The sequence below is a fragment of the Nostoc parmelioides FACHB-3921 genome (assembly GCF_014696625.1).
Lineage (GTDB): Bacteria > Cyanobacteriota > Cyanobacteriia > Cyanobacteriales > Nostocaceae > Trichormus > Trichormus parmelioides.
The window spans coordinates 159,097-185,567 of sequence record NZ_JACJQL010000002.1 but is presented as its reverse complement, the minus strand read 5'-3'; the positions used below and the strand labels follow the sequence as shown (position 1 = coordinate 185,567).

Here is a 26,471-nt window from a genome sequence, read left to right as displayed (position 1 = left end):
TGCTAGTGACTAATTCCGCTCGCCTGATTCATTTGGCACTTACCACACAAACCGAAAAACTCCAGAGTGTGGTAGAAAATTTTAAACTTATGGTCAGTTTCTAACTGGTCTTCTAAGTTGTGGACAGGACATTGATGAATAGGAATAGATACACCACATTGCAGGCACGTAAGATGGTGTTTATCTTGCTGCGCGAGGCTGTAGAGAGCTTCGCCATTGGGTAAAGTTCGTACCTGCACCAAGCCTTCTAGTTTTAAGGCTTCCAAGGAACGATAAACTGTTGCTAACCCCATACTTTGATTGCAATTACGGAGTTCTACATAAATATCCTGGGCAGAAATGCCTTGTTTAATGGTTTGCAACAGATTTAAAATGCGCTCTTGACTGCGGGTGCGTATGGCTCTCATAGACTATTATTTAAATTTGCCACTGGATTAGAAGCTGTTACACTGCCTAACTAATAAATTAACTTTAACGTCTCGATTAACTTATTTTTACTCAGTTGGAACAGAAAGTTATAGTATAGCGATCGCAGCTTTCAGAAAAACTCCGTGCAAACTAAGTATCTAGCCAAAATTTTCGTGACACTTCGTCCTTCAGTTTTAGACCCAGCTGGTGTGGCTGTACAATCTGGCCTCCAGCAAATGGGATACGATAACGTTGATCATGTACGGATTGGTAAGTACATTGAACTCAACATCACTACTTCTGATGAAGCAAAAGCGCGTCAAGACTTAAACCGCATTTGTGACCAAATGTTATCTAATCCAGTAATTGAAAATTACCGCTTTGATTTGATTGAAGTCGAAACCCAGACCGGAGTATTTTAGGGATCGGGGAATAGGTAATAGGGAATTGGTCATGGGAAATAATTTATTCCCTGTACTAATGACTAATGACTAATGACTAATGACCATTGACCATTGACTAATCATGAAATTTGGCGTTGTTGTATTTCCTGGTTCTAATTGCGATCGCGATGTTGCCTATGTCACTAGAGACTTGCTAGGACAACCAACTCGCATGGTTTGGCATCAAGACACTGATATTGCTGATTTGGATGTGGTGATTATCCCTGGTGGATTTAGTTACGGTGACTATTTACGCTGTGGGGCGATCGCTCGGTTCTCTCCTGTGATGCAGCAGGTGGTGGAACACGCCCAGAAAGGTAAGTTGGTTTTGGGTATTTGTAATGGTTTTCAGGTCTTAACTGAAGCCGGACTGTTACCCGGTGCATTGGCGAGAAATCGAGATTTGCATTTTATTTGCGATCGCGTCCCTCTCACTGTTGAGAGTACCAATAGCCTTTGGACTCAAGCTTACAACCCTGGTGAAGTGATCACTCTCCCAATTGCCCACGGAGAAGGCAGATTTTATGCTGATGAGGCAACTTTATCTGAGATTGAAGATAATGGGCAGGTGCTGTTCCGTTATGCGGGTGAAAATCCCAATGGTTCCCTGAATAATATAGCCGGGATTTGCGATCGCCAAGGCAATGTTTTAGGCATGATGCCTCACCCTGAAAGGGCTTCTGACCCTGTGCTTGGTGGTAGCGATGGATTAAAGTTATTCCAAGGGTTGCTTGAGAAGGTGGTGGCGTTGGCATAATGTTGACCTCCGCACCCATCATAGTTAAACAAGATAGAGGCACAGTCAGGCTGTGCCTTTCTCAGTTTCTATTAAAGTGCTTATTGTAACTATATAATGTCAATTTCTAATGAAACTAAACAATTTATTCAATGGATACAATCTTTTGATTATCGTGTTTTAAAAAACAAAGATGATGTCGAGATAAATTTTATTGTACCTATGTTTCGTCATCTTTGTTATCCCAAGACATATTCTAGCGGCAACTATCCTTTAGATACTCAAAACATTGAAAAAAATTTAGAAAGTATTTATATATATTTTTCTACTGATGATGTTATTCAACAAAATGCTGAAACAGCTTTAATTATTGCCATATATTTAGAGCCAAATTCGCATAATTTTTCAGAAGCTATTGAACGCGCCAAGTTTTATAGTACTTATTTAAAACCTTTATACTTTTTAGTAACTAATGGCTATCATGTAAGGATTTTTAAATACTTTATCTACCACAAAGAAGAATTGATCTTTGACAAAAGTGTTGATTCTTTAAAAAACACCCATATAGCCACAGAATTCTATAATAACTTTAATTTTAATTTAGTTAAAAATATTGATAAAAACACAGCTAATATTTCTAAATATACACAATACAGCCTCATAGAAAAATCATTAAGACGTTACAATTTACAGGAAATTGTCGCTAATACTGACTTTAGAACCTCTACTTTTCGAGAAGGCGATCGCTTGACTGTTGTTAAGCCTAAAGTAGTTATAGAATGTAACTTACCTAAAGCTTCTGGTGAAGGTAATTGTCAAATACAATTTAGCAGCGTTATCTTAAGAGGACTAAAGGTTAGCTTAAATCATCAAGACATTTTAGGTAACCTCATGACAGGCTTAAATACCCGTCCGGAATGGGGTTGTCGAAGTTTTCTTAAACAATTAGATGATAATGCTTTTGAAGTTAATCTAGGTCAAACAACAGTTATATTATCTGACTTAGAAACAGCAGATTTATGTTTATGTATCGATATAGTTTCTCAAGAATATAAAAAAGCGATTATTGAGTTTGAAAATGCTTTAGAAACTTGGGATTTTGAATTTACAGAATTTTTAGGTGTGCGGGGGGTTAACCTGTTTTCTGTAGATGCAAAATTATGGCGATTAATGCAAAATTTCGCTAATGAGTTTAACTATGTACAAGGTAAATCAGAGTGGCATTTATTTCAGCAAGAAGATATTTCCCTTCGTGTTAGTCGGGGGATTCGGGATCATGCTTTTATTTTACCCAAACCTGTCAATTATTTATCCATATCACCCAACGGCATAATTAACATAGTTTATGAAATAAATGATGTGCATCTACAATCTTTGGAAAAAGGCGAACTGAATAAATGGCAACAAGATATCGGCCCACGGGGAACTTGGACAGCTAAATATACTCAACAATGGTTATTAAATCAACTTATTCCTAAAGTTATAGATTATTATTCAGACAAATATCCGTTGTCTGAAGAAGAATTATTAAATAATATATTGCATACAGAAAATAACAGGATTTATATTACGGAAATTTATGAGATTCAAGAATTAATTCCTTATCTCCAAGATATACAATCCTGGCTAAATATATATATAGAAAATATTTCAACTACATTATTGCGAGTATATTACAGGGCATTCACTAATTTAGTAAGGAATACAGATTCATCAATAGAAGGGATGGATTATATTATCCGTAACTTATCGTTAATGGAGTCTGATAATACAAAAGATAAAGTAAAAAGTAATTTCCAAAAATGGAGTTTTAAAGACGTAATTTATTATTTAGATGCTCAAGTAGCTAGAATTAATAATTATCAATATGAAAATAGTTTTAAAGCAGTTTTAATTACTCGCATTTTTATCTGGATTATCGAACATGGCAAAATAAGCTGCTCCCAAGCCCAGTTAAATGCTGCAAAGCAGGCTTTACTACCACTGTGGGAGCAAAGCCGCTTTGAAATGCGCCATGTTTATCCAAATCGTTAATTTTGTTCACCTCTAGAGAAAAGCATATTCCCTATGACCGATTTCCCATAAATGCCCAAATTAAGGCGTAGTTGGTTCGGAAATACTCAGGGTATTTTTGGGATTCTCTTTTTGTACTACAGATGCGGCTATTTCTGTGGTATCTGTTACTTCTATTGCATTATTTACACTAGAGGGACGTAAGGCAGTCAAAGCAGTTTTAATGATTACAGCAGTGGGGACAGCAACAATCACTCCCAAAAGTCCCCCAACTCTAGCTCCTGTCAAAACAGATATTAATATCCACACTGGATTTAAGCCAGTAAAATTGCCCAAGATGCGGGGAGCGATTAAGTTTTCCAGAATTTGCTGGACAATTACAGCCGCAATCAAAACTCTGACTCCCATCGAAAAATCTTGCAGTGCGACTAGTGAGGTAGTAAGAGCGATACCCACAGAGCCACCAAATGGCACAAGCGCCATAATGCCAATAGTTAGCCCAAATAACAACCCAAATGGCACCTTCAGCCATAAGAAGGCAGGGATAAGGGCTGATGCCATACAAGTAGATAAAATTAACTGGGTAATAAAGAAATTTTGAAAGCTCAAGCGTACTGTTTGCGAGAATGGAGCGCGAAATTTAGTAGGGAGCCATTCTACTAAGCTTTGCCAGAGTTCACCGCCATGCTGAAGAAGATAGAAAGTTAACACCATCGTCAACAGAAAATCTAGCAAGCTGGTGAAAGTAACAACGGCCAGATTGAGGACTTGTCCGGCGATCGCCTGTAGTTGTCCTTTGACGCGATCGTTAATCTGTACTACCAAAGCATCCAGGTTAATCGGTAAACCGACAGTCTCAGCTTTCTCGTTTAACATCATTAACTGCGATCGCCCAGAATCAATTAACTCTGGGATACGTGCTACCAGTTGTTGAGCTTGGGTAAGCGCCAGAGGAAACAAAGTCACACCCAGAGCTAACAAAATTGATAGAGCCAATAAAAACACTAAAATAGCAACTTGCTCTCGTCTCGCGCCGCGATGCGTCATCCAACTAACAGGGTAGTTGAGCAGAAATGCTAAAACTGAAGCTCCGACTAAAATGACTATTAAGGAATGGAAGTAATCAAAAATTGCGGAAATTGCCCAACCATTGAGAACTAATAAAGGAGCGAACAGAGCGATCGCCCCAATTCTCGCTATTGGTGTTAGTGTTTGCCACCAGTTGAGTAGCTTGAGTGTCTGCATCTTGAGCCGATTGCGGGATAGAACTAAAAAATTCTGTATCTATAGCTTATTATCTCTAACCACATCATTGTCATTCATCCCTCTAGTTTAGGATTTGACGAAAAAACAATGGAAAACTTTCAATCAAGTCAAAAAATCACGGGGAGCGAGGAAGAGTCAACTATTCCCAAAACACAGCTTATTTTACATCTAATCCCTGTTATCGGCTTTTTCCCATCTTTATGGGCCGTTTATCGCTCTCAAGGTAGCCGGGAACAACTGGCGGTGAGTCGTCTGTCTATTACTTTGGCGTTTACTTGGTTGTTGGGGTATCTCTTGTTGGCTACTGGAGCGGCAACTTCGGAATTTTTCACACTGCGCCTGTTAATCCTGAATGGCTTTTTCACATCTGGTTACTTTTTGGTAAGTATCTGGTTAATTTTGCGCCTACTCCAAGGTAAGTCCCATCGTTTACCGGGGTTAAGTCGCTTTGCAGAACAGATGTTTAGCAAATATTTATCTTGAGTTTCTCAGATGATTAGTCGGCATTTTTACTTAATGGCTAACAAAATTGCCAATAATTTTCTGATAGGCCTAGTCAAAGGGAACGGACTATTGCCATACTGCAATAAATCAATTAAAAAATTGCCACAATGAGGAAAAATCCTGCTATAAGTGTTGTGGTTGCAAGCAAAATAAAATGTCAATGTAATTGATTAAAAGTTAGCTATTATGGGTTGATTTATCTGCATTATTGTAAGTCAGCAAATTTACTTAATTCATCAGTATAGTGTGAGGAAGTCTGTGACCATTCAAAGAACTTCAGCAGAAGGAAATCCATCGTCAAACGCCCCTAACTCCAGTGGCAAAAATTCGCACAATACTAAACCGGGGCGTTGGCTATGGTTTTGGATGGGTATGGGGGGAATTGCGATGGTATCAGCAACAGCCGGAGCGTTATTAGCTGTTTCTTTAACCAGTACACCATTGCAGCAAGCTCAACTCAGCCCCCAGGAAGAAGCAGTCTTTGATGGTGATGCCATCTCTGGTAGTGGATTACGTTTTTCTGAATTAACTCGGCCTGTGAATTTATTAGTCATGGGGATGAGCGTACTACCACCAGATGTGCAAACTCCCCCTACTGAAACCCAAAATCTCCGCTACCTACCCCAGGTAAATTCCTTTGATGGTCTTGCTGATGTCATGCTCATGGTGAAGTTTGACCCAGAGACCAAAAAAATTGCTATGCTTTCCATTCCCAGAGATACCCGCACGCGTATAGAAGGGCATGGAGTCAGAAAAATTAATGCCGCTAACGTGGAGGGTGGGCCTGCTTTAACTGCCACAACTGTTAGTAACCTGTTGGGTGGTGTGGGTATTGACCGTTATATCCGCATTAATGTTTTGGGTGTTGGTAAACTTATTGATGCTTTGGGCGGAGTGACAGTTTATGTCCCCAAAGATATGAAATATCAAGATCATTCCCAACACTTATATATTAATTTAAAGGCAGGTAAACAGCATCTCAATGGCGACCAAGTACTACAATTACTCCGCTTTCGTCATGATGAACTAGGAGATATCGGCCGGATTCAACGCCAGCAAATGGTGATGCGTGCCTTAATGGATCAAGCTCTTAACCCTGTGACAGTAGCTCAGTTACCCAAAATTCTCAACGTAGTTAAAGATAATATCGACACCAACTTAACAGTTGAGGAATTGGTGGCGCTAGTGGGTTTTGGTGTGCGGACTAATCGCACCAATATGCAAATGTTAATGCTACCCGGACGTTTCAGCGAACCGAATGAGTATAATGCCAGTTATTGGATACCAAGTAAAGATGGTATTGCTAAACTTATGGCACAGCACTTTGGTCTGGAATCTCTATCAGAAAACCCAGTAAATGATCCAACATCTGTGCGAGTAGCAATTCAGGATAGCACCGGTAGCGATCGCTCTCAACTACGTCCTTTAATCAATGCCTTAGAAAAAGCAGGCTATCGTAACGTTTATGTGGCTAATCCTTGGAATGAACCGTTAGAAGTCACTAATATTATTGCCCAGCAAGGCGACGGTAACAGCGCTGAGTCCATTCGCAACGCCTTAGGTTTTGGCGAAGTGAGGGTAGAAAGCACTGGTAGTCTCAACTCAGATATTAGTATCCAAGTAGGCAAAGATTGGTTACAACAAAAATCTCTGTTAGAGGATTCTATTAAGTTCTAATATCACGTCAGGTAAGACTTACGCACCCAGGTTTTCTATTGAGACTGGGTGTAAGTGTTTTAAATATTTACACCCTTATACCCCTATACCCCTATACCCTTGATTTTGCGTTTCGTCCTTTATTTATAGCAATCCTAAAGCTTGGAGACTGCGCCGAGTAACTTCAATTCGGGCAGCAGTGTCATCATTATTGCGTATATCAATATTGGTGGCAAAGAAATATACATTATTGTTTTGTTCCAAGTATCCCACAAACCAGCCAATATTCGGGGTAACACTTGCTGCCCAGCCTGTCTTTCCTCGCAATACATAATTTGGGGTACGTTCGTAAATCATGATGTCTTGAACTAAATCCAAAGTACGTTGGGAAAAGGGTAACTCTTTGCGGTGCAGACGTTGTAGAAACTCAATCTGTTGTTTGGGTGTAATTTGCAAAGGCCCTTCTAGCCAAAATCGGTCAATTTGCTCAGGTGTGCCGATTTGCAGGTTCCCATAGCCGACTTGCTTGATAAATTTCTTCATCCGTTCATGACCAATTTTTCGAGCCAGTACTTGGTAGAACCATACTGTCGAATTTTTGAATGCTTGGCGTATATTGGTGTCTTGATTCCATGTTGGGAACTGGCGCTGTATACCGTCCCAAGTCAAAATAGCTACGTCATTGGAAATCACCCCAGTCTCTAAAGCTACCAGAGAGTTAAAAATTTTAAAAGTCGAGGCGGGAAGGAACGATTGTGAGTTGCGATCTGCATTGTGTTCGTAAAATTTTTTGTTGTTGCGATCGTAAATTAGAATAGAACCTTCGATGCCTAGTTGATTAAATGAACGTCCAAGGTTAACACTCACAGGAATTGCTGGTGTCTGAATTTCCTGGGAATGTCCAGGCATATCTCGAAAACTGCTAATTGAGAAAAATGACACAAGGGTGGTCATAGCGACGATCATTGCTAGGGACATTCGTCGATTTTGAGACATAACGATCTTTCCCACAAAACTGATTTACAAACCAGTGATGATACAGCAATGGTGTTTGTAGTTCCAGAAATCTATTTCTCTGTTTGCTTGATTAGTCCGTGTGATTTTATAGTTGCTATCTGCTGCTTGACGTTCTCATCACCGTCAATTTATCGAAAAAGTAATAAACGCCCAATATAAATGGGAATACTAAATTTGCATAATTTGCTAGTTATCAGTTCAAGGGCTGCTAATAGACTTCTGCCGTTAGTATTCGACGACTCTTTTGAATACTAAAGTTCTCACTACAAAACTTTAATGATTTATCCTGTTCTACTTACATAGCTCCAAATTAAACCTGACGACTTATGAAATAGCTTATGTATACTGAAACACTGAAGCAGCAAATAAATCTACTCCAGCAACAAAACGCTGAATTAAAGCAACAGTTAGCTGCAACCAACCAAAAATCTAGTGAAATTATTGCCCGATTGGAACAGGAACTGAGTGAATCTAGAAACTTGTTGCTATTTTTTGATATTTCAGTGGATATACTCTGTATTGCTGACTTTAATGGCTATTTTCAACGAATAAATCAGGCTGGTGAAGATATTTTGGGTTATTCTCAAGCGGAGCTTTTATCTTTACCCTTCATGGAGCTAGTACATCCAGAAGATAGAGCTGCTACTTTGAGAGAAATGTCTAAGTTAAGCGAAGGAATTCGGGTTTTTCGGTTTGAAAATCGCTATCGCTGCAAAGATGGTTCCTATTGCTGGCTATCGTGGACTTCGGTTGCTCACGATAACTATATTTTTGCTATGGCTAGAGATGTGACTGAACGCAAAACTACGGAAGAAGCGTTGAAGCAATTCGAGACAAAAATAAAATTCCTGCTCCAACAAACACCCTTGGCAATTATTGAGTGGAATTCTTCTTTTGAAGTGGTTGAATGGAACCCGGCTGCGGAAAAAGTATTTGGCTATTCAGTCACAGAAATGCTGCATCAACACGCCTTAGGAATTGTACCAGTAAACCAAAGAGATGCTGTTATTCAAACAATGAAGTCTTTGCTTGAACAAAAAGGTGGTCATTATAGTCTGAATGAGAACATTACCAAAGATGGTAGATTAATTAGCTGTGAATGGATTAATACTCCATTGGTGGATGCTGAGGGTAATTCCTTGGGCATCTATTCAATTGTACAGGATGTGAGCGATCGCCTCAATTTTGAAGCTGCACTGCGCGAAAGTGAGGAGAGATTTCGTTTAGCTAGTGAGCAAACCGGCCAAGCTATCTACGACTATAACGTTCTTTCCGGTACAATTCGCTGGGCTGGTACAACTACAAAAGTTATGGGTTTAACTTCTGAAGAATTGCAGTCTTTTGATATTGCTACTTGGGAATCAATGATTCATCCAGAAGATCGGGATCTAGCGACTTCTTTGCTGACGCAAGCAATGCTACAAAAAACCCGCTATCAAGTTGAGTATCGCCTACAAAAAAAAGACGGCACATATATTCATGTAGAAGATACCGGAGTCTTCTTATTCGATAACGCAGGACAGGCATATCGAATGCTGGGTACATTGAATGATATTAGCCATCGCAAACAAACTGAGGTCATTCTACGTCAACAAGAAGCCCAATATCGAGGCATTTTTGAGACTGTTAATGATGGTATCAGTGTGATGGATTTGGATACTAGTAAGATAGTTGCGGTGAATCCTGCTTTTTGTGAGATACACGGCTATTCTCAAACTGAGTTTTTCAATCTCAGCCCCACAGACTATATTCATGCCGAGTCTTATGGGAAGTTTGGAGACTTTATCAAAACAGTTAAATCTGGACAGAAATATCATACCCAAGCTGTAGGTATCCGCAAAGATGGTACTAGCTTTGATATAGAAGTCACAGGAAAACTTTTTGACTACGATGGTAAGCCTCACGCCATTTCGGTAGTGAGGGATATTAGCGAGCGTATACAGGCAGAGCAAGAGCAACAAAGATTACTAGCTATCTTGGAAGCGACTCCTGATATTGTGGGTATTGCTGATGTTTATGGAACGAATTGCTACTTAAATAAAGCAGGACAGAGGATGCTTGGTATCTCCCCAACTGACCAATTTCCCATCAGCGAAGCTGTAGGATTGTCGATGTTAGAGAAATTTCAAACTGAGATTATTCCTGTGGTGATGCAACAGGGGATGTGGTCTGGAGAATCTTTAATGCGATCGCGCAACGGAGAAGAATTCCCTGTTTCTCAAGTGATTATTGCCCATAAAAATGAACAAGGGGAAGTAGAATTTTTATCCACTATTGCCCGTGATATACGCGATCGCCAACAAATTGAAGCCCGACTCAGACAGCAAGCGCAAGATTTAGCAGCAACTGTACAAGAACTCCAGCGCACTCAGACGCAGATGATTCAAGCAGAGAAAATGTCTAGCTTAGGACAGTTGGTTGCTGGTGTCGCCCACGAAATTAATAATCCTGTTAACTTTATCCACGGTAATCTTAATTATCTTGAGGAACATACTCAAGACTTACTCAGAATTATTGAAATTTATCAACAAAAAAACACTAATTACGACCCCGAATTGCAGACTTTGCATGAGGAAATTGACCTGGAATATATCCAACAAGATTTGCCAAAAATTTTAAACTCTATGAAAGTGGGTACTCAACGTATCCGCCAAATTGTGTTGTCGTTGCGTACTTTTTCTCGCATGGATGAGGCCGAATTTAAAGCTGTGGACATTCATGCAGGCATCGACAGTACTTTAATGATCTTACAACATCGCCTCAAAGAGCAACCAGAACGTCCAGCCATTCAAGTGATTAAAGAATATGGGGCTTTACCGTCAGTAGAATGCTATGCAGGGCAACTTAATCAAGTTTTCATGAATATTCTGGCAAACGCCATTGATGCTTTAGAGGAGTCGGTTATCAGTGGTCAGTGGTCAGTAGTTAATGCTCAAGTAACGGACAAGGGAGAACAAACTAATGACATCCCCACAATTCGGATTTCTACTTCAGTTATTGGTTCTAATTGGATTAAGATGGCGATCGCTGATAACGGTATGGGTATGTCTGAAAAAACTCAACAACAGATATTTAATCCGTTTTTTACTACCAAACCTGTGGGTAAGGGAACAGGTATGGGAATGTCTATCAGCTACCAAATCATCACCGAAAAGCATGGCGGTAAACTGCTATGCAATTCCCACCTGGGAAAGGGTACAGAATTTATTATTGAAATTCCTATTCGACAATAAATAACTTTTGAATAATATTAAAAAATGTTGCTCAACGACCGTTAAGTCATTATACAAAAAAGCATGGAATAATTATCCCATGCCTTTCTGCTAATCAAGATTTTATTTGTCATTTATTGATGAGTTTGTAGTCAGCAGTATCCAGGGAGATAAGGACAGAAATTAATCATCAGCCTGTTTGCTGCTATATTTACCAAATCTCTGCTGTACGCTTTTTATAAGGATCACCTGTAAATGGTTGTACGCCTATAGTTGGATAAGCATCGTCATTAGGGCCAAAAATCCGCAAGAAGGCTTCAGAAACATACTGCACTACGCCAGCGATCATTTTGGTAATAGCCATAAAGTTGGACTCCTATTTGAGTCAATTTCTGGTGATTTATCTACTCTAGTGCCAATAAATTGATCTGAGTCTTACTCTCAACATATTGAGAATAAAAGCAATACTTTTTCAGATAGCTTTGCAATACTTTAAATTGTGGGAGAGTTGACAGTTTTCACTAAGATTCTAACCCAAAAATTTCTATGAGAAAAGGTGAAAAACCAAGGAGAAACACGCTGATATTCTCCTTCTCTTCCTTGCTGCCAAAAGCATTGAAAATTCCTGTGGATATCATGCAGACATTATCATTATCTGAATATTATCGAAATCAACTATTAATAAATATTAATTAATGGATATTTTAAACCTTATGAAAGGCTAAAAAGCTTGTGTGTCCTTGTGAGTAAATAATTTCTGCTTAGGGGTTGACAAGATTTATGGTAAATTCTACCATAATAAAAAGAGCATTCTTTTAAGGAAGCGCTTGCATGACAACTATCCCCATCTGGGATGTTCAGCCAACCCCAGAACTAAACATCTCTGCGGCTGATTACAGCTTGCTTACAGACCTATATCAGCTGACAATGGCTGCTTGTTATACAGGTGAAGGCGTAGAACAACGACGGGCTAGCTTTGAGTTATTTGTGCGGCGATCGCCAGAGGGTTTTGGCTATTTAATTGCGATGGGGCTGACGCAAGCACTGGAATATTTAGAAAAGTTACGTTTTAGCTCGGAACAGATAGCAGCATTAAAAGCCACAGGAATTTTTGCTCATGCAGGAGAAGGCTTTTGGTCACTTTTAGCAGAAGGGCGGTTCACTGGGGATGTGTGGGCAGTACCAGAAGGGACAGCCGTATTTGCTAACGAGCCACTGTTACGGGTAGAAGCACCGTTATGGCAAGCACAGTTAGTAGAAACTTACTTATTAAATACACTCAATTACCAAACCTTAGTAGCCACAAGAGCAGCACGTCTCCGTGATATAGCTGGTGAGCAAGCAACACTTTTGGAATTTGGTACAAGACGGGCTTTTAGCCCCCAAGCCTCTTTGTGGGCAGCACGGGCAGCTTTAGCGGGTGGTTTAGATGCCACCTCCAATGTGTTAGCAGCGCTACAACTAGGTCAACAGCCAAGTGGTACGATGGCTCACGCCTTGGTTATGGCGTTGTCGGCGATGGAAGGCAGTGAAGAACAAGCCTTTAGTGCGTTTCATCGCTATTTTCCCGGTGCGCCATTGTTAATTGATACTTATGATACTGTTGCGGCTGCCCAACACTTAGCAGAAAAAGTGAATACCGGAAAAATGGAATTATCTGGTGTCAGGCTAGATTCTGGTGACTTAGTTAGCTTATCAAAGCAAGTGCGATCGCTCCTGCCAGAAGTATCGATTTTTGCCAGTGGCGACTTAGATGAATGGGAAATTGCCAAACTTAAAGCAGCCGGTGCAGAAATCGACGGCTATGGGCTAGGAACCAAGCTAGTTACAGGTTCCCCCGTGAATGGAGTTTATAAACTCGTAGAAATTGACGACATCCCAGTTATGAAAAAGTCCAGTGGTAAAACAACATACCCAGGGCGTAAGCAGATTTTTCGTTCCTATGGGGGAGGTCAGGTTCAAGCAGACAGATTGGGGTTAATCACAGATACGCCCTTAATTACAGAAAAACCTTTGTTGCAATTGGTAGTTAAAGAAGGTCAACGCCTACAACCGCCAGAAACCCTGTCCGCAATTCGCCAACGCACAGCAGCCTCTGTTGCCAGTTTACCGGCACAAACAAGACGTTTAGATAATCCCGTTCCCGTACCCATAGAAATTTCCACCGCATTGCAAGATTTGACAGAAGTTACATTGCAACGTCTCAACTGACAACTGACAACTGACAATGAAAAAAATCGCTTTATTTGGTACTAGTGCAGACCCACCGACAGCCGGACATCAGATTATTTTACGCTGGTTGTCTGAGCGTTATGATTGGGTGGCGGTTTGGGCGGCGGATAACCCGTTTAAATCTCATCAAACGCTATTAGAGCATCGGGCGGCAATGCTGCGGCTGTTGATTGCGGATATAGAAGCGCCTCGGCAGAATATAGCTTTAGAACAGGATTTGAGTAGCTTTAGAACCCTGGAAACATTGGAGAAAGCAAAATTACGTTGGGGTACAGAAACAGAGTTTACTTTGATAATTGGTTCAGATTTATTGAGTCAGTTACCCCGTTGGTATCGAGTTGAAGAATTATTACAGCAGGTGCAACTGTTGATTGTGCCACGACCAGGATATGCAATAGATGGGACTAGTCTAGAAGTTGTGCAACAAATGGGCGGTAAAATTGCGATCGCCTCTTTTACAGGTCTGGATGTTTCCTCAACAGCATATCGTGAACGTGGAGAAACCGAAGCTCTCACCCCTCCTATAGTCGAATACATTCATCAACAGCATTTGTACAAATGCCCGGACGCAACCAAAAAAAGTTTTCAACTTCGTTAAATCAACAACCTTTAGCCGATTTTAAGGTTGGTGTTGATAATGTGATTTTTTCTGTAGATACCGAAAAAAATCGGCTGTTAGTTCTGTTAGTAATGCGACAGCAAGAACCATTTTTAAATTATTGGAGTCTTCCTGGTACTTTAGTGCGAGAAGGAGAGTCTTTAGAAGACGCTGCTTATCGCATTATGGCAGAAAAAATTAGAGTCAAAAATCTCTATTTGGAACAGCTATACACCTTTGGTGGCCCCGAACGCGACCCCAGGGAAGCAACTGGCAGTTATGGTGTGCGTTACCTATCAGTTAGTTACTTTGCCTTGGTCAGATTTGAAGAAGCCGAATTAATTGCTGATGGTGTTACTGGTATTGCTTGGTATCCAGTCAAGCAAGTACCAAAATTATCTTTTGACCATAATGAAATTTTGGCTTATGGGCATAGACGTTTACGTAATAAATTAGAGTACAGTCCGGTTGCATTTGAAGTATTACCAGAAATGTTTACTTTGAATGATTTATATCAGTTGTACACAACAGTTTTAGGCGAAAACTTCTCTGATTATTCCAACTTTCGCGCCCGTTTACTCAAATTAGGCTTTTTATCTGACACTGGAGTAAAAGTATCACGCGGCGCAGGTCGTCCCGCGAGTTTATACAAATTTGATGCTGAAGCCTTTGCACCTTTCAAGGACAAACCTTTGGTATTTATTTAATTGGTAATTATTGATGGAATGTTGTACAGGCGTTGCGGTGCAGCGTCTCTACCAAAAACCTATTAATTAAAAACAATGAAAATTGCGATCGCTCAAATTAATCCTATTATTGGTGATTTACATGGTAATGCTCAAAAAATCCTGGATGTGGCACAACAGGCAATAAAAAAAGGTGCAAGACTGCTGCTAACTCCAGAACTATCGTTATGTGGCTATCCCCCAAGAGATTTATTATTAAATCCTAGTTTTGTAGAGACAATGAGTGTCACTTTACAGCAGCTAGCTAGGGATTTACCTGCAAATTTGGCTGTATTAGTAGGGACAGTTGAACCAAATCATCAAGCCCATACTACTGGGGGAAAACCTTTATTTAATAGCACAGCTTTATTAGAAAATGGCAAAATCAAACAAATGTTTCATAAGCGACTATTGCCTACTTATGATGTATTTGATGAGCATCGTTATTTTGAAGCTGGACAACAAGCGAATTATTTTGCCTTAGATAATATTAATATCGGTGTGACAATTTGCGAAGATTTATGGAATGATGAGGAGTTTTGGGGCAAACGCAGTTATACAGCTAATCCCATTTCTGACTTAGCAATTTTAGGTGTAGATTTAATTGTCAATTTATCGGCTTCGCCCTACAGTTTAGGTAAGCAAAGCTTCCGAGAAACAATGCTTAGACATAGTGCAGTGAGGTTTCAACAACCAGTAATTTACGCTAACCAAGTCGGCGGTAATGATGATTTAATTTTTGATGGTCGGAGTTTTGCCTTAAATCGTCAAGGCGAAGTGATGTGTCGGGCTAAGGGTTTTGCATCTGATTTAATTACAGTAGATTTTGACGAATCACAACGAGATTTACAACTAAGTTCTATTGCTCCTATTTATGAATCAGAAGATGAGGAAATTTGGCACGCTTTAGTTTTGGGTGTGCGAGACTATGCTCAAAAGTGCCGTTTTTCTAAAGTCGTGCTGGGTTTAAGCGGTGGGATTGATTCTGCACTGGTGGCGACAATTGCCACTGCGGCCTTAGGTAAGGAAAATGTCTTTGGTGTGTTAATGCCATCTCCTTACAGTTCCGAACATTCTATTAGTGACGCTTTAGCATTAGCCGACAATTTGGGAATTAAGACCCAAATCTTACCCATAGGGGATTTAATGCAGAGTTTTGACCACAGTTTAGTAGAGTTATTTGCCGGTACAGAATTTGGTTTGGCTGAGGAGAACATTCAGTCACGGATTCGCGGTAACTTATTAATGGCGATCGCTAATAAATTTGGCTATCTATTACTATCCACCGGTAACAAGTCGGAAATGGCAGTCGGTTACTGCACCCTCTACGGCGACATGAACGGTGGCTTGGCTGTAATTGCCGATGTTCCCAAAACCCGCGTTTACTCCCTGTGCAAATGGCTTAACTCTCGCCAATCCCCACTCATCCCCGAAAACATCCTCACCAAAGCACCAAGCGCCGAACTCAAACCCGGTCAAGTTGACCAAGATTCCCTACCCCCATACGAAATTTTGGACGATATATTACAACGTCTAATTCACAACCATCAATCAGTAGGGGAAATTGTCGCCGCCGGTCATGACCCTGTAGTGGTAGACCGAGTTATCCAGATGGTCGCACGGGCAGAATTTAAGCGCCGCCAAGCACCCCCAGGACTAAAAATCACTGACCGCGCCTTTGGTACTGGTTGGCGAATGCCAATTGCTAGCAACTGGAATGCGATTAAAAGCAATTACCGCCTAAGTTGCACATTCTGAAAGCCTCATTTAATGAATTCAAAAAGTGAAACAATATTGATAGGACTTACGCATGAAAACGCAAGATCGAGGTTTAGATAAGGGTATAGGAGTGTAGGGACATAAATGTTTGAAACCCTTACACCCTTACACCTTGACACCCGGTCTCAACAGAAAATCTGGGTGCGTAAGTTCTAATTAATTCAAGCCCCCGGATTTATCCTGGTAGTGTTTTAATTTTGAATTTTGAATTTTGAATTCGGAGCGAAGCGACGTGGCTGCTGCTGTTCTTCTCGAAAATGTCTACAAATTTTATAACAACACCCCTGTAGTTAATGACTTGTCATTCAACATTGAGCCTGGAGAAATATTTGCACTTCTCGGCCCGAACGGTGCAGGGAAATCTACCACAATTCGGATGCTGACTACACTAACAAAACCATCCCAAGGAAAGATGGAGGTGGCTGGATATGATGTAGTGCGCCAACCTTTGCTAGCCAAGCAGAGTATTGGTGTTGTCTTGCAGCAAACTAGTGTAGATGGGGATTTAAGTGTGTGGGAAAATATGGAACTACATGGGAGGCTACATCACATCCCTAACCCACAGCGACAGCGACTAATTAATCAATGGCTGGATTATGTTGAACTAGCAGACAGGCGGGAAAGCTTGGTAAAAACTCTGTCTGGAGGGATGAAACGAAGACTACAAATAGCGAGAGCTTTATTACATCAACCACAAATCTTGTTTTTGGATGAACCGACAGTAGGGCTAGACCCCCAAACTCGTCGTCGGTTGTGGGAAATTATTCGGGATTTAAATAAACAAGGTATGACGATGTTATTAACAACTCATTACATGGATGAGGTGGAGTTTTTATGTGATGCTTTCGGTTCTGCTAAACCAGGACGCATAGGTATTATGGATGGCGGTAAGTTAATTTCTTTAGGGACTTTAAAACAGTTGCGTTCTGCTCACGGCGAAGGCCTAATTATGAAACAGTTGAGCGTGACCACAACCAGCAACGATAGTTCACGAGGTTGGGAATATCTATTTTTTCCTTCATTAGAAGAGGCAAATATTTATCTAAATCAACAGCCAGATAAAACAGGAATGATGGTTCGTCCCTCTAATTTAGAGGATATTTTCGTTGAGTTAACAGGAAGGCAGCTAAATTAATTTGAGCTTTATAACTGCTGCAACATCGCCTCTACTCTAGCTACACCATCTGCATCGTTGCGCCTTTGGTATAAGTCGCGGGCTTTTTGCAGTAGGTTACTTGCTTGTTTAGTTTGCCGTCTTTGTTTATACATCGCCGCCATAAACTCATAAGTCTGGGCATTGTTTCTATCAAGCTTAATTGCTTGCTCAAATGCCCAATTAGCGGATTGAAAGTCTCCCATCCGAGATTGAGTGATACCTAAACCCACATAAGCGCTAACATTGTTACGGTTCAATTGGATAGCACGACGGTAAGCTTCTTTTGCACCAGGGGTATCGCCCATATTGCCTTTGATGTAACCCACTGCATAGAAAAAATCACTATTATTAGGGTTGATGGCGATCGCCCTACGGTATGCTGTTAGTGCAGCCTGGAAATTCCCCTGTTTTGCGTGTAAATACCCAATTCCCGAATGAATTCTGGCATTTCTCGGTTCCATTGTGGCAGCTTGTTGATAAACTGCGATCGCTCCATTATAGTCGCCAGCATCCACTAATCTCTTACCATCCTCTAACAATCGTTTTAACTCTGCATTGTTAGCTTGCACAACCAAAACCTGCCCTTGAGCTATTGCAGGGATAGTCACAGCCCCACCACCCAACAACAACACACTCAACACGAATGATATGTGTTTGTACACAGTAATTTTCCCTAAATTATAGTGAACTTTTTTCTTGTTTATTAAAACAAAAAATTTGCATTTTGAAAACTGTATTTATCCCTTTTCACAAAATATTAATAATACGTAAATTTTCTCAAAAGTTTCCATACAGAAAAACCAGAGTTTCTACTGAGTTAATTAGCCATGACGATATAAATATTTAGTGTCAATCTTCCGATTGAGTATCAGCTTGGTAAACTAGGAGCTAAGTTCCCTCATCAGCAATTTCTCAGGAAAACTTATGATTGTCACAACAACAGATGTAATTCAAGGTGCGGTAATTGATTCATACTTAGGTATTGTGACCGCAGAAGTTGTTTATGGTAGTAATTTTCTCCGAGATTTTCTAGCTGGTATCCGTGATGTTATCGGTGGACGAACTGGCAGCTATGAACGTTTATTTGAGCAGGGACAACGTAAAGCCATAGAAGAATTAGAACTCAGGGCGCAACGTTTAGGAGCCAATGCTGTCATCGGTATTGAAATAGACACCGGAACAATAAATGTAGACCAGTCAGGTGTTTTATTATTGATTACTGCAACAGGTACAGCAGTGAGAGTACGTTAGGGCGGTTGAACACTTCATTGACATACACTGCGGTTATAATTTCTTATTCATTAAAGATGGGTAATTTTTTTTATTATTACCCATTATCAAATATCGAAATATTTTAAAGTCCTAAATACAATAGTAATCTTCCTAAGATTATCTAATTATCATCCATATAAAAAATAGACATTTTTATTGCAGTAAGTATAAATCGACTTATATAAATATAATCTATTTATTATTACTCAAGATAGAGCAAATAACTCTTTCTGCTGATAGATATTAAAATCTACAATTAGCCATTTAATTTTAACGTAAGCATAAAAAATTAAGAAAAATTTCGCTGAAGTTAAATTAGTCAGGAGAAATAAAGACTTATGTCATACGTCAATAGAGTAGGCGACGATGTGATTCAACCCGAACCTACGGTGGTAGGAAGAGTAGGTGATTACCATGACCGTGTGCGTTGGGGCCCGATAATCTCTGGTGTATTAGTTGCTTTAGCTACTCAACTAATCTTGAGTGCTTTATTTGGTGCAATTGGTGCCGGTACAGTTTCTGGCTCAGGCGCACCCAGAACTATTGCGCCAAATGTTGCAGGGAATGTGGGGCTTTGGTCAACTATTGCTTTGTTGATTTCCCTGTTTACGGGTGGTTGGGTAACAGCTCGTGCTTGTGGCCCAATGAACCGAAATACAGCACTACTCAATGGCGCAATTCTTTGGGCAACTACTTTAGCACTTAGCTCATGGTTATTAGCCAGTGGAGTATCGGGCGCTTTCGGTGTTGCAGCTTCTAACGCAGGAGAAGTTATCAACCAGGTACAACAACCAGGTACTGCCGTACCACAAAATGTACCCAACGTTACGGCAGAACAAGCTCGTGATATTGCGGCCGCAACTTCTAGAGGTTTGTGGTGGTTTGTATTTGGTTCTTTATTAGGTTTAGTTGCTTCCATGATAGGTGCAGCAGCAGGAGTCCGTAATCCTCGCACTAACAATTACAACGCTTAATAAATACAAGCTTAAAAATTATTTTTACAAGCACCTAGTCAAAGGTGCTTTTTAGTTAATAAATATTCAAAAAATAAAAGTGATCGTGGATTAGTCAGAAGCATCACTACAGTCTTCCGCTAAAAAAACAAATATCAGCAATGCACAATTAACTACTCCAATGTAGCCATCCTCAAACTTCACCACTTTAAATAAGATGCTTCTATACCTTGCTCTCTTCTAAGTTTGCTGTCTTTTTCAAACCAAGAAATAACTTGTTGTGTTGTCAAATCTTCTATAGATACACCATACTCTTGGGCAATATGCTGTAAGAGCTTTAGTGAGGAAATGGTCAATCTTGTTAAAAATTTTTCTGGAGATGACAAAAGAGCCGCATCAACTTTGGCTGATTCTTCTAAAGTGAGAAATTGGGTTGATGGTTGTTGAGATGGTAAATCCATAAAATTGTTTAAGAAGTCAGTCTTGGGTAATTATATAGCGACTAATTGGTAAAAGCGCTTACCAATCGGCTATTATTCATGACCTAAACTGAGATGAGAAAACCAATTTATATAGCCGATGTTGATTTGCGTGCTTGGACTAGATAGCCGCAACGATGTTCGCCGTTGATTAACCAATGAGTACGCTCGACTGTACAGTCTGGGAGAACAGCAGCAAACATTTCTAGTTCATGGCCGCAGACGCTGGGGAATGATTCAGCGACGTTGGAAATTGCACAGTTATGTTCGATGAAGATAAATCTTTCTTCCTCTGTTGACTCAGGGGAATCTACAGGGTGATATTCCGCCATGAAGCCTTCAGCTTTTCGCAAGTTAACTAAATTAGCTACTCTTTCTTTAATTGAACCGCTACCCACACGATCGCGGTATTCTTGGGCTTTACGCTCCCACTGTTTTTGTAAAATAGTCTTGAATTGGTCGTGTCCTACGGTTTCTGCTAGGGTATCCAATAAGGATACGGCAAAATCACCGTGGCGATCGCTTGTTGTTCTGTGCAGGCGTTCTCGCCCTTGGCGGCTTAACTGATAAACGTGTTGTGGTCGCCCCATCCCCGCTTGTGTTGTATTGGAATACACAACTAACTCTTCCGCCTCCAAATCTTTGAGATGACGACGAATCGCTTGGGGACTGACATCTAATACATTAGCTAGGTCAAGGGCTGTTGCCTGTGAGTGTTTCAAGAGATACTCTAAAATCTCTTGTTTAGTTGAGGCTTGCTGAGTAGTCGCCATCTTCTTCTAAAAATTTTTTGAGAAAATTTGACTTTGACAACATTGTTGTTGTTAATCTAGCCTAAAATGGAGATACATTAAACAACGTCAATGTTGTTTTACTCTCCACCCCCATTCTAACAGCCGTGTCACCACTCAGTAATATGAGATGAGATTCGGCTAGATCAAAGCCCGTCTCCCATCCTTATCTAGAGAATTAGTACCGAACACGAGAGAACACTACCAATGAGTGCCACTGTTAAAACCTTAGTCAACCAACCCTACAAGTACGGCTTTGTCACTGATATTGAAGCCGACACTATTCCGCGTGGACTCAATGAAGACGTTGTCCGCTTAATCTCCACCAAAAAAAACGAACCGGAGTTTATGCTGGAATATCGTCTTAAAGCGTTTCGCCAGTGGCAAAAAATGACGGAACCAACTTGGCCAAGCGTCAAGTATCCGCCAATAGACTATCAGAATATCATTTATTATTCTGCGCCGAAACAAAAGAAAGCCAAACTCAACAGCTTAGACGAAGTTGACCCTACCCTCATAGAAACCTTCGAGAAGCTAGGTATTCCCCTATCTGAACAAAAGCGCTTGGCAAACGTGGCGGTAGATGCCATTTTTGATAGCGTTTCTGTCGCCACTACATTCAAAGAAAAACTCGCCAAAGACGGCGTGATTTTCTGCTCAATTTCCGAAGCCTTACAAGAACACCCAGAACTCATCAAAAAATACCTGGGTAGCGTTGTTCCCATTGCTGATAATTACTTTGCAGCCCTCAATGCCGCCGTATTTAGTGATGGCTCTTTTGTCTATATTCCCAAAGGCGTAAAATGTCCAATGGAATTATCTACCTACTTCCGCATCAATTCCGGTGATACGGGACAATTTGAACGGACTTTGATTGTCGCTGAAGAAGGTAGCTATGTTTCTTACCTAGAAGGTTGCACTGCACCTATGTATGACAGCAACCAACTCCACGCGGCTGTAGTGGAACTCGTCGCTTTAGATAACGCCGAGATTAAATATTCCACAGTGCAGAACTGGTATGCTGGTGATGCGAATGGTAAAGGCGGGATTTACAACTTTGTTACCAAGCGGGGTTTGTGTAAAGGCGTAAACTCCAAGATTTCTTGGACACAAGTGGAAACTGGTTCCGCTATTACTTGGAAGTATCCTAGTTGCGTCTTAGTTGGTGATAACTCCGTCGGTGAATTTTACTCGGTGGCGCTGACAAATAATATGCAGCAAGCCGACACCGGGACGAAGATGATTCATATCGGGAAGAACACTCGCAGTACAATTATTTCTAAAGGAATCTCTGCCGGTCAATCTAGTAATAGTTACCGGGGTTTGGTGAAAATCAACCCGACAGCCGTAGGCGCACGGAACTATTCTCAGTGTGACTCTATGTTAATTGGCGATAATGCCCACGCTAATACTTTCCCTTATATTCAGGTGCAGAATAATACTGGAAAAGTGGAGCATGAGGCTTCTACTTCCAAGATAGGGGAAGATCAACTATTTTTCTTTGCTCAACGCGGTATTTCTTCGGAAGATGCTATTTCTATGATGATTAGCGGCTTTTGTAAGGATGTTTTTAATCAGCTACCGATGGAGTTTGCGGTGGAGGCTGATAAGTTGTTGAGTTTGAAGTTGGAAGGTAGTGTGGGTTAGTACCTCTGGGAAAATTTTAAAGCAGAGGGGCGCTGAGGTACGCAAAGAAGAAAGAGAGAAGAGAGAAGAGAGAGAAGATGATTATTGAAAATAGTGAAGTTGTGCTTTCGGTAAGGGGTTTGACGGCGGAGGTTGATGGTACGCCAATTCTCAAGGGTGTGAATCTTGAGGTGCGTGCTGGTGAAATCCATGCAATCATGGGGCCGAATGGTTCTGGTAAGAGTACTTTTTCTAAGGTGTTGGCGGGACATCCTGCTTATACGGTGACTGGTGGTGAGGTAATTTTCCAAGGACAGAATTTATTGGAGTTGGAACCAGAGGAACGGGCGCGGACTGGTGTGTTTCTGGCGTTCCAATATCCTTTGGAAATTCCTGGTGTGAGTAATTTGGATTTCTTGCGGGTGGCTTATAATTCTCGTCGCAAAGCTCAAGGTTTGGAAGAAATCGATACCTTTGATTTTGACGACTTGATTGAGGAAAAGCTGGAAGTGGTGAAGATGAATCCTGCTTTCCTGAATCGGAGTGTGAATGAAGGGTTTTCAGGTGGTGAGAAGAAGCGCAATGAAATTTTGCAAATGGCGCTGCTAGAACCGAAGTTGGCAATTCTGGATGAGACTGATTCTGGTTTAGATATTGATGCGCTGAAAATTGTGGCTCATGGTGTGAATCAACTCGCTAGTCCGGAAAATGCCACCCTTTTGATTACTCACTATCAACGGTTGCTTGATTATATTGTGCCGGATTTTGTTCATGTGATGGCACGGGGGCAGATAATTACTAGTGGTGGTAAGGAATTGGCACTAGAGTTAGAGTCTCGTGGTTATGACTGGCTGCTAGAAGATGCTGCTGTTGAGGTGGGTGTGTAATGACGATGCAAGTTTCTCCTAGTGCAATTGCTAACTCGGATGCGGTGAGTTTGACATCAACTCTGTTGGATAGAGATAGTTATTTGGTTGGTTTGTTAAATCAGGTAACTTTACCAGCGACAGAGGGATGGTTGCAGGAATTACGCGATCGCGCTACAAATTTGGTACGTCATTCAACTATTCCTACTACCCGTGAGGAAGAATGGCGGTTTACGGATTTGTCTGCGTTGCGACGGGTGGAATTTCAGCAAGGGGAAGTAAAGCCAGCTGATATCTCGGCGCTGAGTTTGTCAGAAGCCGCAAATAACCGGTTGGTCTTTGTTAATGGTATTTATGCGCCTGATTTATCAGCAGTTGCAGATTTACCTCCCAGTATAGTTGTAGATAATCTATCTGCATTACCCATCACCGAGCAGGAACGTGTACAAAAATATTTAGCACAATCGGAAGGTGCATTAGAAGTATTCACCGCGCTGAATACGGCTGGTATCTCTGATGTCGCTGTGGTGTTGGTGGCAAAGAATGTCATCGTGGAAACACCAATACATCTATTATTTATTTCTGTGGCTGGTGAAACGGCGACGATTTCCCAACCCCGGTGTTTAGTGGTGGCGGAAAGTGGTTCCCAGGTGAGTGTAGTGGAAGAGTTTGTTACCCCAAATGTAGAAGAGGGGGTTTACCTAACCAACGCCGTTACGGAAATTACGATCGCCGACAATGCCGAAGTAGTTCACACTAGAGTTGAGAATGAAAGTAAACAGGCTTTCCATATCGGGAAAACTGCCGTTACCCAAGCTCGCCACAGTCGCTATACTAATTACTCTATAACTTTAGGTGGGAAGATATCACGCCATAATTTAGAGATTTTGCAGACTGGTGAACAAACCGAAACTACTCTTAACGGTTTGACAATGGTAGCCAGTAACCAATTAGCAGATACTCATAGCGCGATCGCACTCAATCATCCTTATGGTACAAGTAAGCAATTACATAAATGTATTGTAGGCGATCGCGCTCACGCAGTCTTCAATGGTAAAGTTTTCGTCCCCAAACCCGCCCAGCTAACCGATGCAGCCCAGTTAAACCGCAACTTGCTGTTATCATCAAAAGCTAGAGTTGACACCAAACCCCAACTAGAAATTACCGCCGACAACGTAAAATGCGCCCACGGTGCAACCGTCAGCCAGTTGGAAGATGATGAAATATTCTACCTGCAAAGCCGGGGAATAGATGCCAACGACGCGCGCAAGTTACTAGTAAACGCATTCGCCGCCGAAATCATCAACCAAATACCAGTTCCTTCTCTGCGAGATAAATTACTAACCACTGTCACTAGTTTTAAATCCCTAACTAACGACTAATGACTACTGACTAATGACTAATGACTAATTCCCCATGACTTATACACCTACCAAAACCCTTGCAGATAAAGTACGTGCCGATTTCCCCCTATTGCGTGAGGAAGTCAACGGTAAAACCTTAGTTTACCTGGATAACGCGGCGACATCGCAAAAACCCTTGTTCGTCCTAAATGCACTCAGGGATTATTACGAGCAATATAACTCCAACGTGCATCGGGGAGCGCATACCCTCAGCGCCAAAGCCACCGACGCTTATGAAGCCGCACGGGACAAAATCGCTAAATTTATTAATGCAGCCTCCCGCCAAGAAATTGTTTACACCCGCAACGCCAGCGAAGCGATTAACCTCGTAGCCTATAGCTGGGGAATGAACAATTTACAAGCAGGCGACGAAATTATTCTGTCGGTGATGGAACACCACAGTAATATAGTTCCCTGGCAATTTGTGGCTCAAAAAACGGGTGCAGTTCTCAAGTTCGTGGAACTAACACCAGAACAAACCTTGGATTTGGAACAGTTTAAACAACTGATTTCCGAAAAAACAAAATTGGTTTCCATCGTCCACGTTTCTAACACATTGGGTTGTATCAATCCAGTGGCAGAGATTGCGGAAATTACTCACAGATACGGCGCGAAATTCTTAGTTGATGCTTGTCAAAGTGTTCCTCATATGCCTGTCGATGTCCAGCAAATAGACTGCGACTGGTTGGTAGCATCGGGGCATAAAATGTGCGCTCCCACAGGCATCGGATTCTTATATGGTAAGTTGGCATTATTAGAAGCCATGCCCCCATTTTTTGGTGGTGGGGAGATGATTGCTGAGGTATATTTAGACCATTCTACCTATGCCGAATTACCCCATAAATTTGAAGCAGGTACACCTGCAATTGGGGAAGCGATCGCCCTTGGTGCGGCGATAGATTATCTCACTAATATAGGTATGGATAAAATCCACGCCTATGAAGCTGAATTAACAGCTTATTTGTGGCAAAAATTAGAGCAAATTCCTCAAATTACCCTCTACGGCCCCACACCGGACTCTCATGGAGAGGGTAGAGCCGCATTAGCCACATTTACAATTGAAGGTATCCACGCTAACGACTTATCTACATTATTAGATCAAGAAGGCGTAGCCATCCGTTCTGGACACCACTGCACCCAACCATTACACCGTCATTTAGGTTTAGCTGGAACCGCAAGAGCTAGTTTATCTTTCTACAATACCCGTGAGGAAATTGATGTATTCATCAAAGCACTCAAGGAAACCATTGACTTTTTTGCTGGTATCTTTGGATGATTGAGGGTGGGCAATGCCCACCTTTTGATTTTTATGAAAAAATCTACTTTAACTCTGCTA

Annotated in this window: 24 protein-coding genes; 17 read left to right on the top strand and 7 right to left on the bottom strand. The window is 41.1% G+C overall.

From position 1 onward, the window contains the following. Window positions 1-2: 2 nt before the first annotated feature. Window positions 3-407 (bottom strand): Fur family transcriptional regulator, encoded by a 405-nt coding sequence (locus H6G14_RS02630; protein ID WP_190565602.1) that lies wholly within the window; start codon window positions 405-407, stop codon window positions 3-5. A 144-nt stretch (window positions 408-551) separates the two neighbouring features. Here H6G14_RS02630 and purS point away from each other — a divergent pair, with 144 nt between their 5' ends. From purS to H6G14_RS02615, 3 genes are all read left to right on the top strand, one after another. Then, window positions 552-830 carry a phosphoribosylformylglycinamidine synthase subunit PurS gene (purS, locus tag H6G14_RS02625; protein WP_190565601.1) on the top strand — a complete coding sequence of 93 codons (279 nt, stop codon included), beginning with the start codon at window positions 552-554 and terminating at the stop codon, window positions 828-830. Window positions 831-933: 103 nt separating this feature from the next. Further along, a complete protein-coding gene (gene purQ, locus H6G14_RS02620; RefSeq protein WP_011317291.1) occupies window positions 934-1,608 on the top strand; it encodes a phosphoribosylformylglycinamidine synthase subunit PurQ in 675 nt (224 codons plus the stop codon). Between the two features lie 96 nt (window positions 1,609-1,704). Continuing rightward, the gene (locus H6G14_RS02615) at window positions 1,705-3,621 is read left to right on the top strand and encodes a hypothetical protein (RefSeq protein ID WP_190565600.1); all 1,917 of its coding nucleotides are present in this window, start codon (window positions 1,705-1,707) and stop codon (window positions 3,619-3,621) included. A gap of 60 nt (window positions 3,622-3,681) precedes the next feature. Here H6G14_RS02615 and H6G14_RS02610 read toward each other — a convergent pair whose 3' ends face one another. Continuing rightward, window positions 3,682-4,845 carry an AI-2E family transporter gene (locus tag H6G14_RS02610; protein ID WP_190565599.1) on the bottom strand — a complete coding sequence of 388 codons (1,164 nt, stop codon included), beginning with the start codon at window positions 4,843-4,845 and terminating at the stop codon, window positions 3,682-3,684. Window positions 4,846-4,953: 108 nt separating this feature from the next. Here H6G14_RS02610 and H6G14_RS02605 point away from each other — a divergent pair, with 108 nt between their 5' ends. Together H6G14_RS02605 and H6G14_RS02600 are read left to right on the top strand one after the other, a co-directional pair. Beyond that, window positions 4,954-5,349 (top strand): hypothetical protein, encoded by a 396-nt coding sequence (locus H6G14_RS02605; protein ID WP_190565598.1) that lies wholly within the window; start codon window positions 4,954-4,956, stop codon window positions 5,347-5,349. Between the two features lie 279 nt (window positions 5,350-5,628). Then, the gene (locus H6G14_RS02600; protein WP_190565597.1) at window positions 5,629-7,047 is read left to right on the top strand and encodes an LCP family glycopolymer transferase; all 1,419 of its coding nucleotides are present in this window, start codon (window positions 5,629-5,631) and stop codon (window positions 7,045-7,047) included. A 123-nt stretch (window positions 7,048-7,170) separates the two neighbouring features. On the opposite strand, the gene blaOXA is transcribed toward H6G14_RS02600, so the two are convergent. Beyond that, window positions 7,171-8,022, bottom strand: a complete 852-nt coding sequence (gene blaOXA, locus H6G14_RS02595; protein ID WP_190565596.1) for a class D beta-lactamase — start codon at window positions 8,020-8,022, stop codon at window positions 7,171-7,173. A 359-nt stretch (window positions 8,023-8,381) separates the two neighbouring features. Between blaOXA and H6G14_RS02590 the strand changes: the two genes are divergently transcribed. Further along, the gene (locus H6G14_RS02590; RefSeq protein WP_190565595.1) at window positions 8,382-11,276 is read left to right on the top strand and encodes a PAS domain-containing sensor histidine kinase; all 2,895 of its coding nucleotides are present in this window, start codon (window positions 8,382-8,384) and stop codon (window positions 11,274-11,276) included. Window positions 11,277-11,466: 190 nt separating this feature from the next. Here the strand turns inward: H6G14_RS02590 and H6G14_RS02585 are convergent, their stop codons facing one another. Then, window positions 11,467-11,619, bottom strand: coding sequence for a hypothetical protein (locus tag H6G14_RS02585; protein WP_044521395.1), 153 nt, complete (start codon window positions 11,617-11,619; stop codon window positions 11,467-11,469). A gap of 467 nt (window positions 11,620-12,086) precedes the next feature. On the opposite strand from H6G14_RS02585, the gene H6G14_RS02580 reads away from it, so the two are divergent. The 5 genes from H6G14_RS02580 to H6G14_RS02560 all read left to right on the top strand — a co-directional run bounded on the left by H6G14_RS02580 (window position 12,087) and on the right by H6G14_RS02560 (window position 17,724). Beyond that, window positions 12,087-13,466 carry a nicotinate phosphoribosyltransferase gene (locus H6G14_RS02580; RefSeq protein ID WP_190565594.1) on the top strand — a complete coding sequence of 460 codons (1,380 nt, stop codon included), beginning with the start codon at window positions 12,087-12,089 and terminating at the stop codon, window positions 13,464-13,466. A 16-nt stretch (window positions 13,467-13,482) separates the two neighbouring features. Further along, complete coding sequence (locus H6G14_RS02575; protein ID WP_190565593.1) at window positions 13,483-14,085, top strand: nicotinate-nucleotide adenylyltransferase; 603 nt, start codon at window positions 13,483-13,485, stop codon at window positions 14,083-14,085. Continuing rightward, on the top strand, window positions 14,046-14,792 hold the full coding sequence (locus tag H6G14_RS02570; RefSeq protein WP_190565592.1) for an NUDIX hydrolase: 747 nt from the start codon (window positions 14,046-14,048) through the stop codon (window positions 14,790-14,792). The genes H6G14_RS02575 and H6G14_RS02570 overlap by 40 nt, the downstream gene beginning before the upstream one ends. 75 nt (window positions 14,793-14,867) lie before the next feature. Further along, complete coding sequence (locus H6G14_RS02565) at window positions 14,868-16,568, top strand: NAD+ synthase (RefSeq protein WP_190565591.1); 1,701 nt, start codon at window positions 14,868-14,870, stop codon at window positions 16,566-16,568. A 253-nt stretch (window positions 16,569-16,821) separates the two neighbouring features. After that, complete coding sequence (locus H6G14_RS02560) at window positions 16,822-17,724, top strand: ATP-binding cassette domain-containing protein (protein WP_190565590.1); 903 nt, start codon at window positions 16,822-16,824, stop codon at window positions 17,722-17,724. A gap of 8 nt (window positions 17,725-17,732) precedes the next feature. Here the strand turns inward: H6G14_RS02560 and H6G14_RS02555 are convergent, their stop codons facing one another. Continuing rightward, window positions 17,733-18,407: a tetratricopeptide repeat protein gene (locus tag H6G14_RS02555; RefSeq protein ID WP_190565589.1), complete on the bottom strand. Its 675-nt coding sequence runs from the start codon at window positions 18,405-18,407 to the stop codon at window positions 17,733-17,735. A 262-nt stretch (window positions 18,408-18,669) separates the two neighbouring features. Here H6G14_RS02555 and H6G14_RS02550 point away from each other — a divergent pair, with 262 nt between their 5' ends. Together H6G14_RS02550 and H6G14_RS02545 are read left to right on the top strand one after the other, a co-directional pair. Next, on the top strand, window positions 18,670-18,996 hold the full coding sequence (locus H6G14_RS02550; RefSeq protein ID WP_011317304.1) for a YbjQ family protein: 327 nt from the start codon (window positions 18,670-18,672) through the stop codon (window positions 18,994-18,996). A gap of 359 nt (window positions 18,997-19,355) precedes the next feature. Then, window positions 19,356-19,991 (top strand): hypothetical protein, encoded by a 636-nt coding sequence (locus tag H6G14_RS02545; RefSeq protein WP_190565588.1) that lies wholly within the window; start codon window positions 19,356-19,358, stop codon window positions 19,989-19,991. A 179-nt stretch (window positions 19,992-20,170) separates the two neighbouring features. On the opposite strand, the gene H6G14_RS02540 is transcribed toward H6G14_RS02545, so the two are convergent. Further along, complete coding sequence (locus H6G14_RS02540; protein ID WP_190565587.1) at window positions 20,171-20,431, bottom strand: hypothetical protein; 261 nt, start codon at window positions 20,429-20,431, stop codon at window positions 20,171-20,173. Between the two features lie 107 nt (window positions 20,432-20,538). Beyond that, window positions 20,539-21,222 carry an iron-sulfur cluster biosynthesis transcriptional regulator SufR gene (gene sufR / locus H6G14_RS02535; RefSeq protein WP_190565586.1) on the bottom strand — a complete coding sequence of 228 codons (684 nt, stop codon included), beginning with the start codon at window positions 21,220-21,222 and terminating at the stop codon, window positions 20,539-20,541. Between the two features lie 225 nt (window positions 21,223-21,447). Here sufR and sufB point away from each other — a divergent pair, with 225 nt between their 5' ends. From sufB to H6G14_RS02515, 4 genes are all read left to right on the top strand, one after another. Further along, window positions 21,448-22,887 carry a Fe-S cluster assembly protein SufB gene (gene sufB, locus H6G14_RS02530; protein ID WP_190565585.1) on the top strand — a complete coding sequence of 480 codons (1,440 nt, stop codon included), beginning with the start codon at window positions 21,448-21,450 and terminating at the stop codon, window positions 22,885-22,887. Window positions 22,888-22,964: 77 nt separating this feature from the next. Then, window positions 22,965-23,753, top strand: a complete 789-nt coding sequence (sufC, locus tag H6G14_RS02525; protein WP_190565584.1) for a Fe-S cluster assembly ATPase SufC — start codon at window positions 22,965-22,967, stop codon at window positions 23,751-23,753. After that, a complete protein-coding gene (sufD, locus tag H6G14_RS02520) occupies window positions 23,753-25,114 on the top strand; it encodes a Fe-S cluster assembly protein SufD (RefSeq protein ID WP_190565583.1) in 1,362 nt (453 codons plus the stop codon). Before sufC ends, sufD begins: the two co-directional genes overlap by 1 nt. 34 nt (window positions 25,115-25,148) lie before the next feature. Beyond that, entirely contained in the window at window positions 25,149-26,411 is a 1,263-nt protein-coding gene (locus H6G14_RS02515; protein ID WP_190565582.1) for a cysteine desulfurase, read from the top strand. Window positions 26,412-26,471 lie beyond the last annotated feature (60 nt).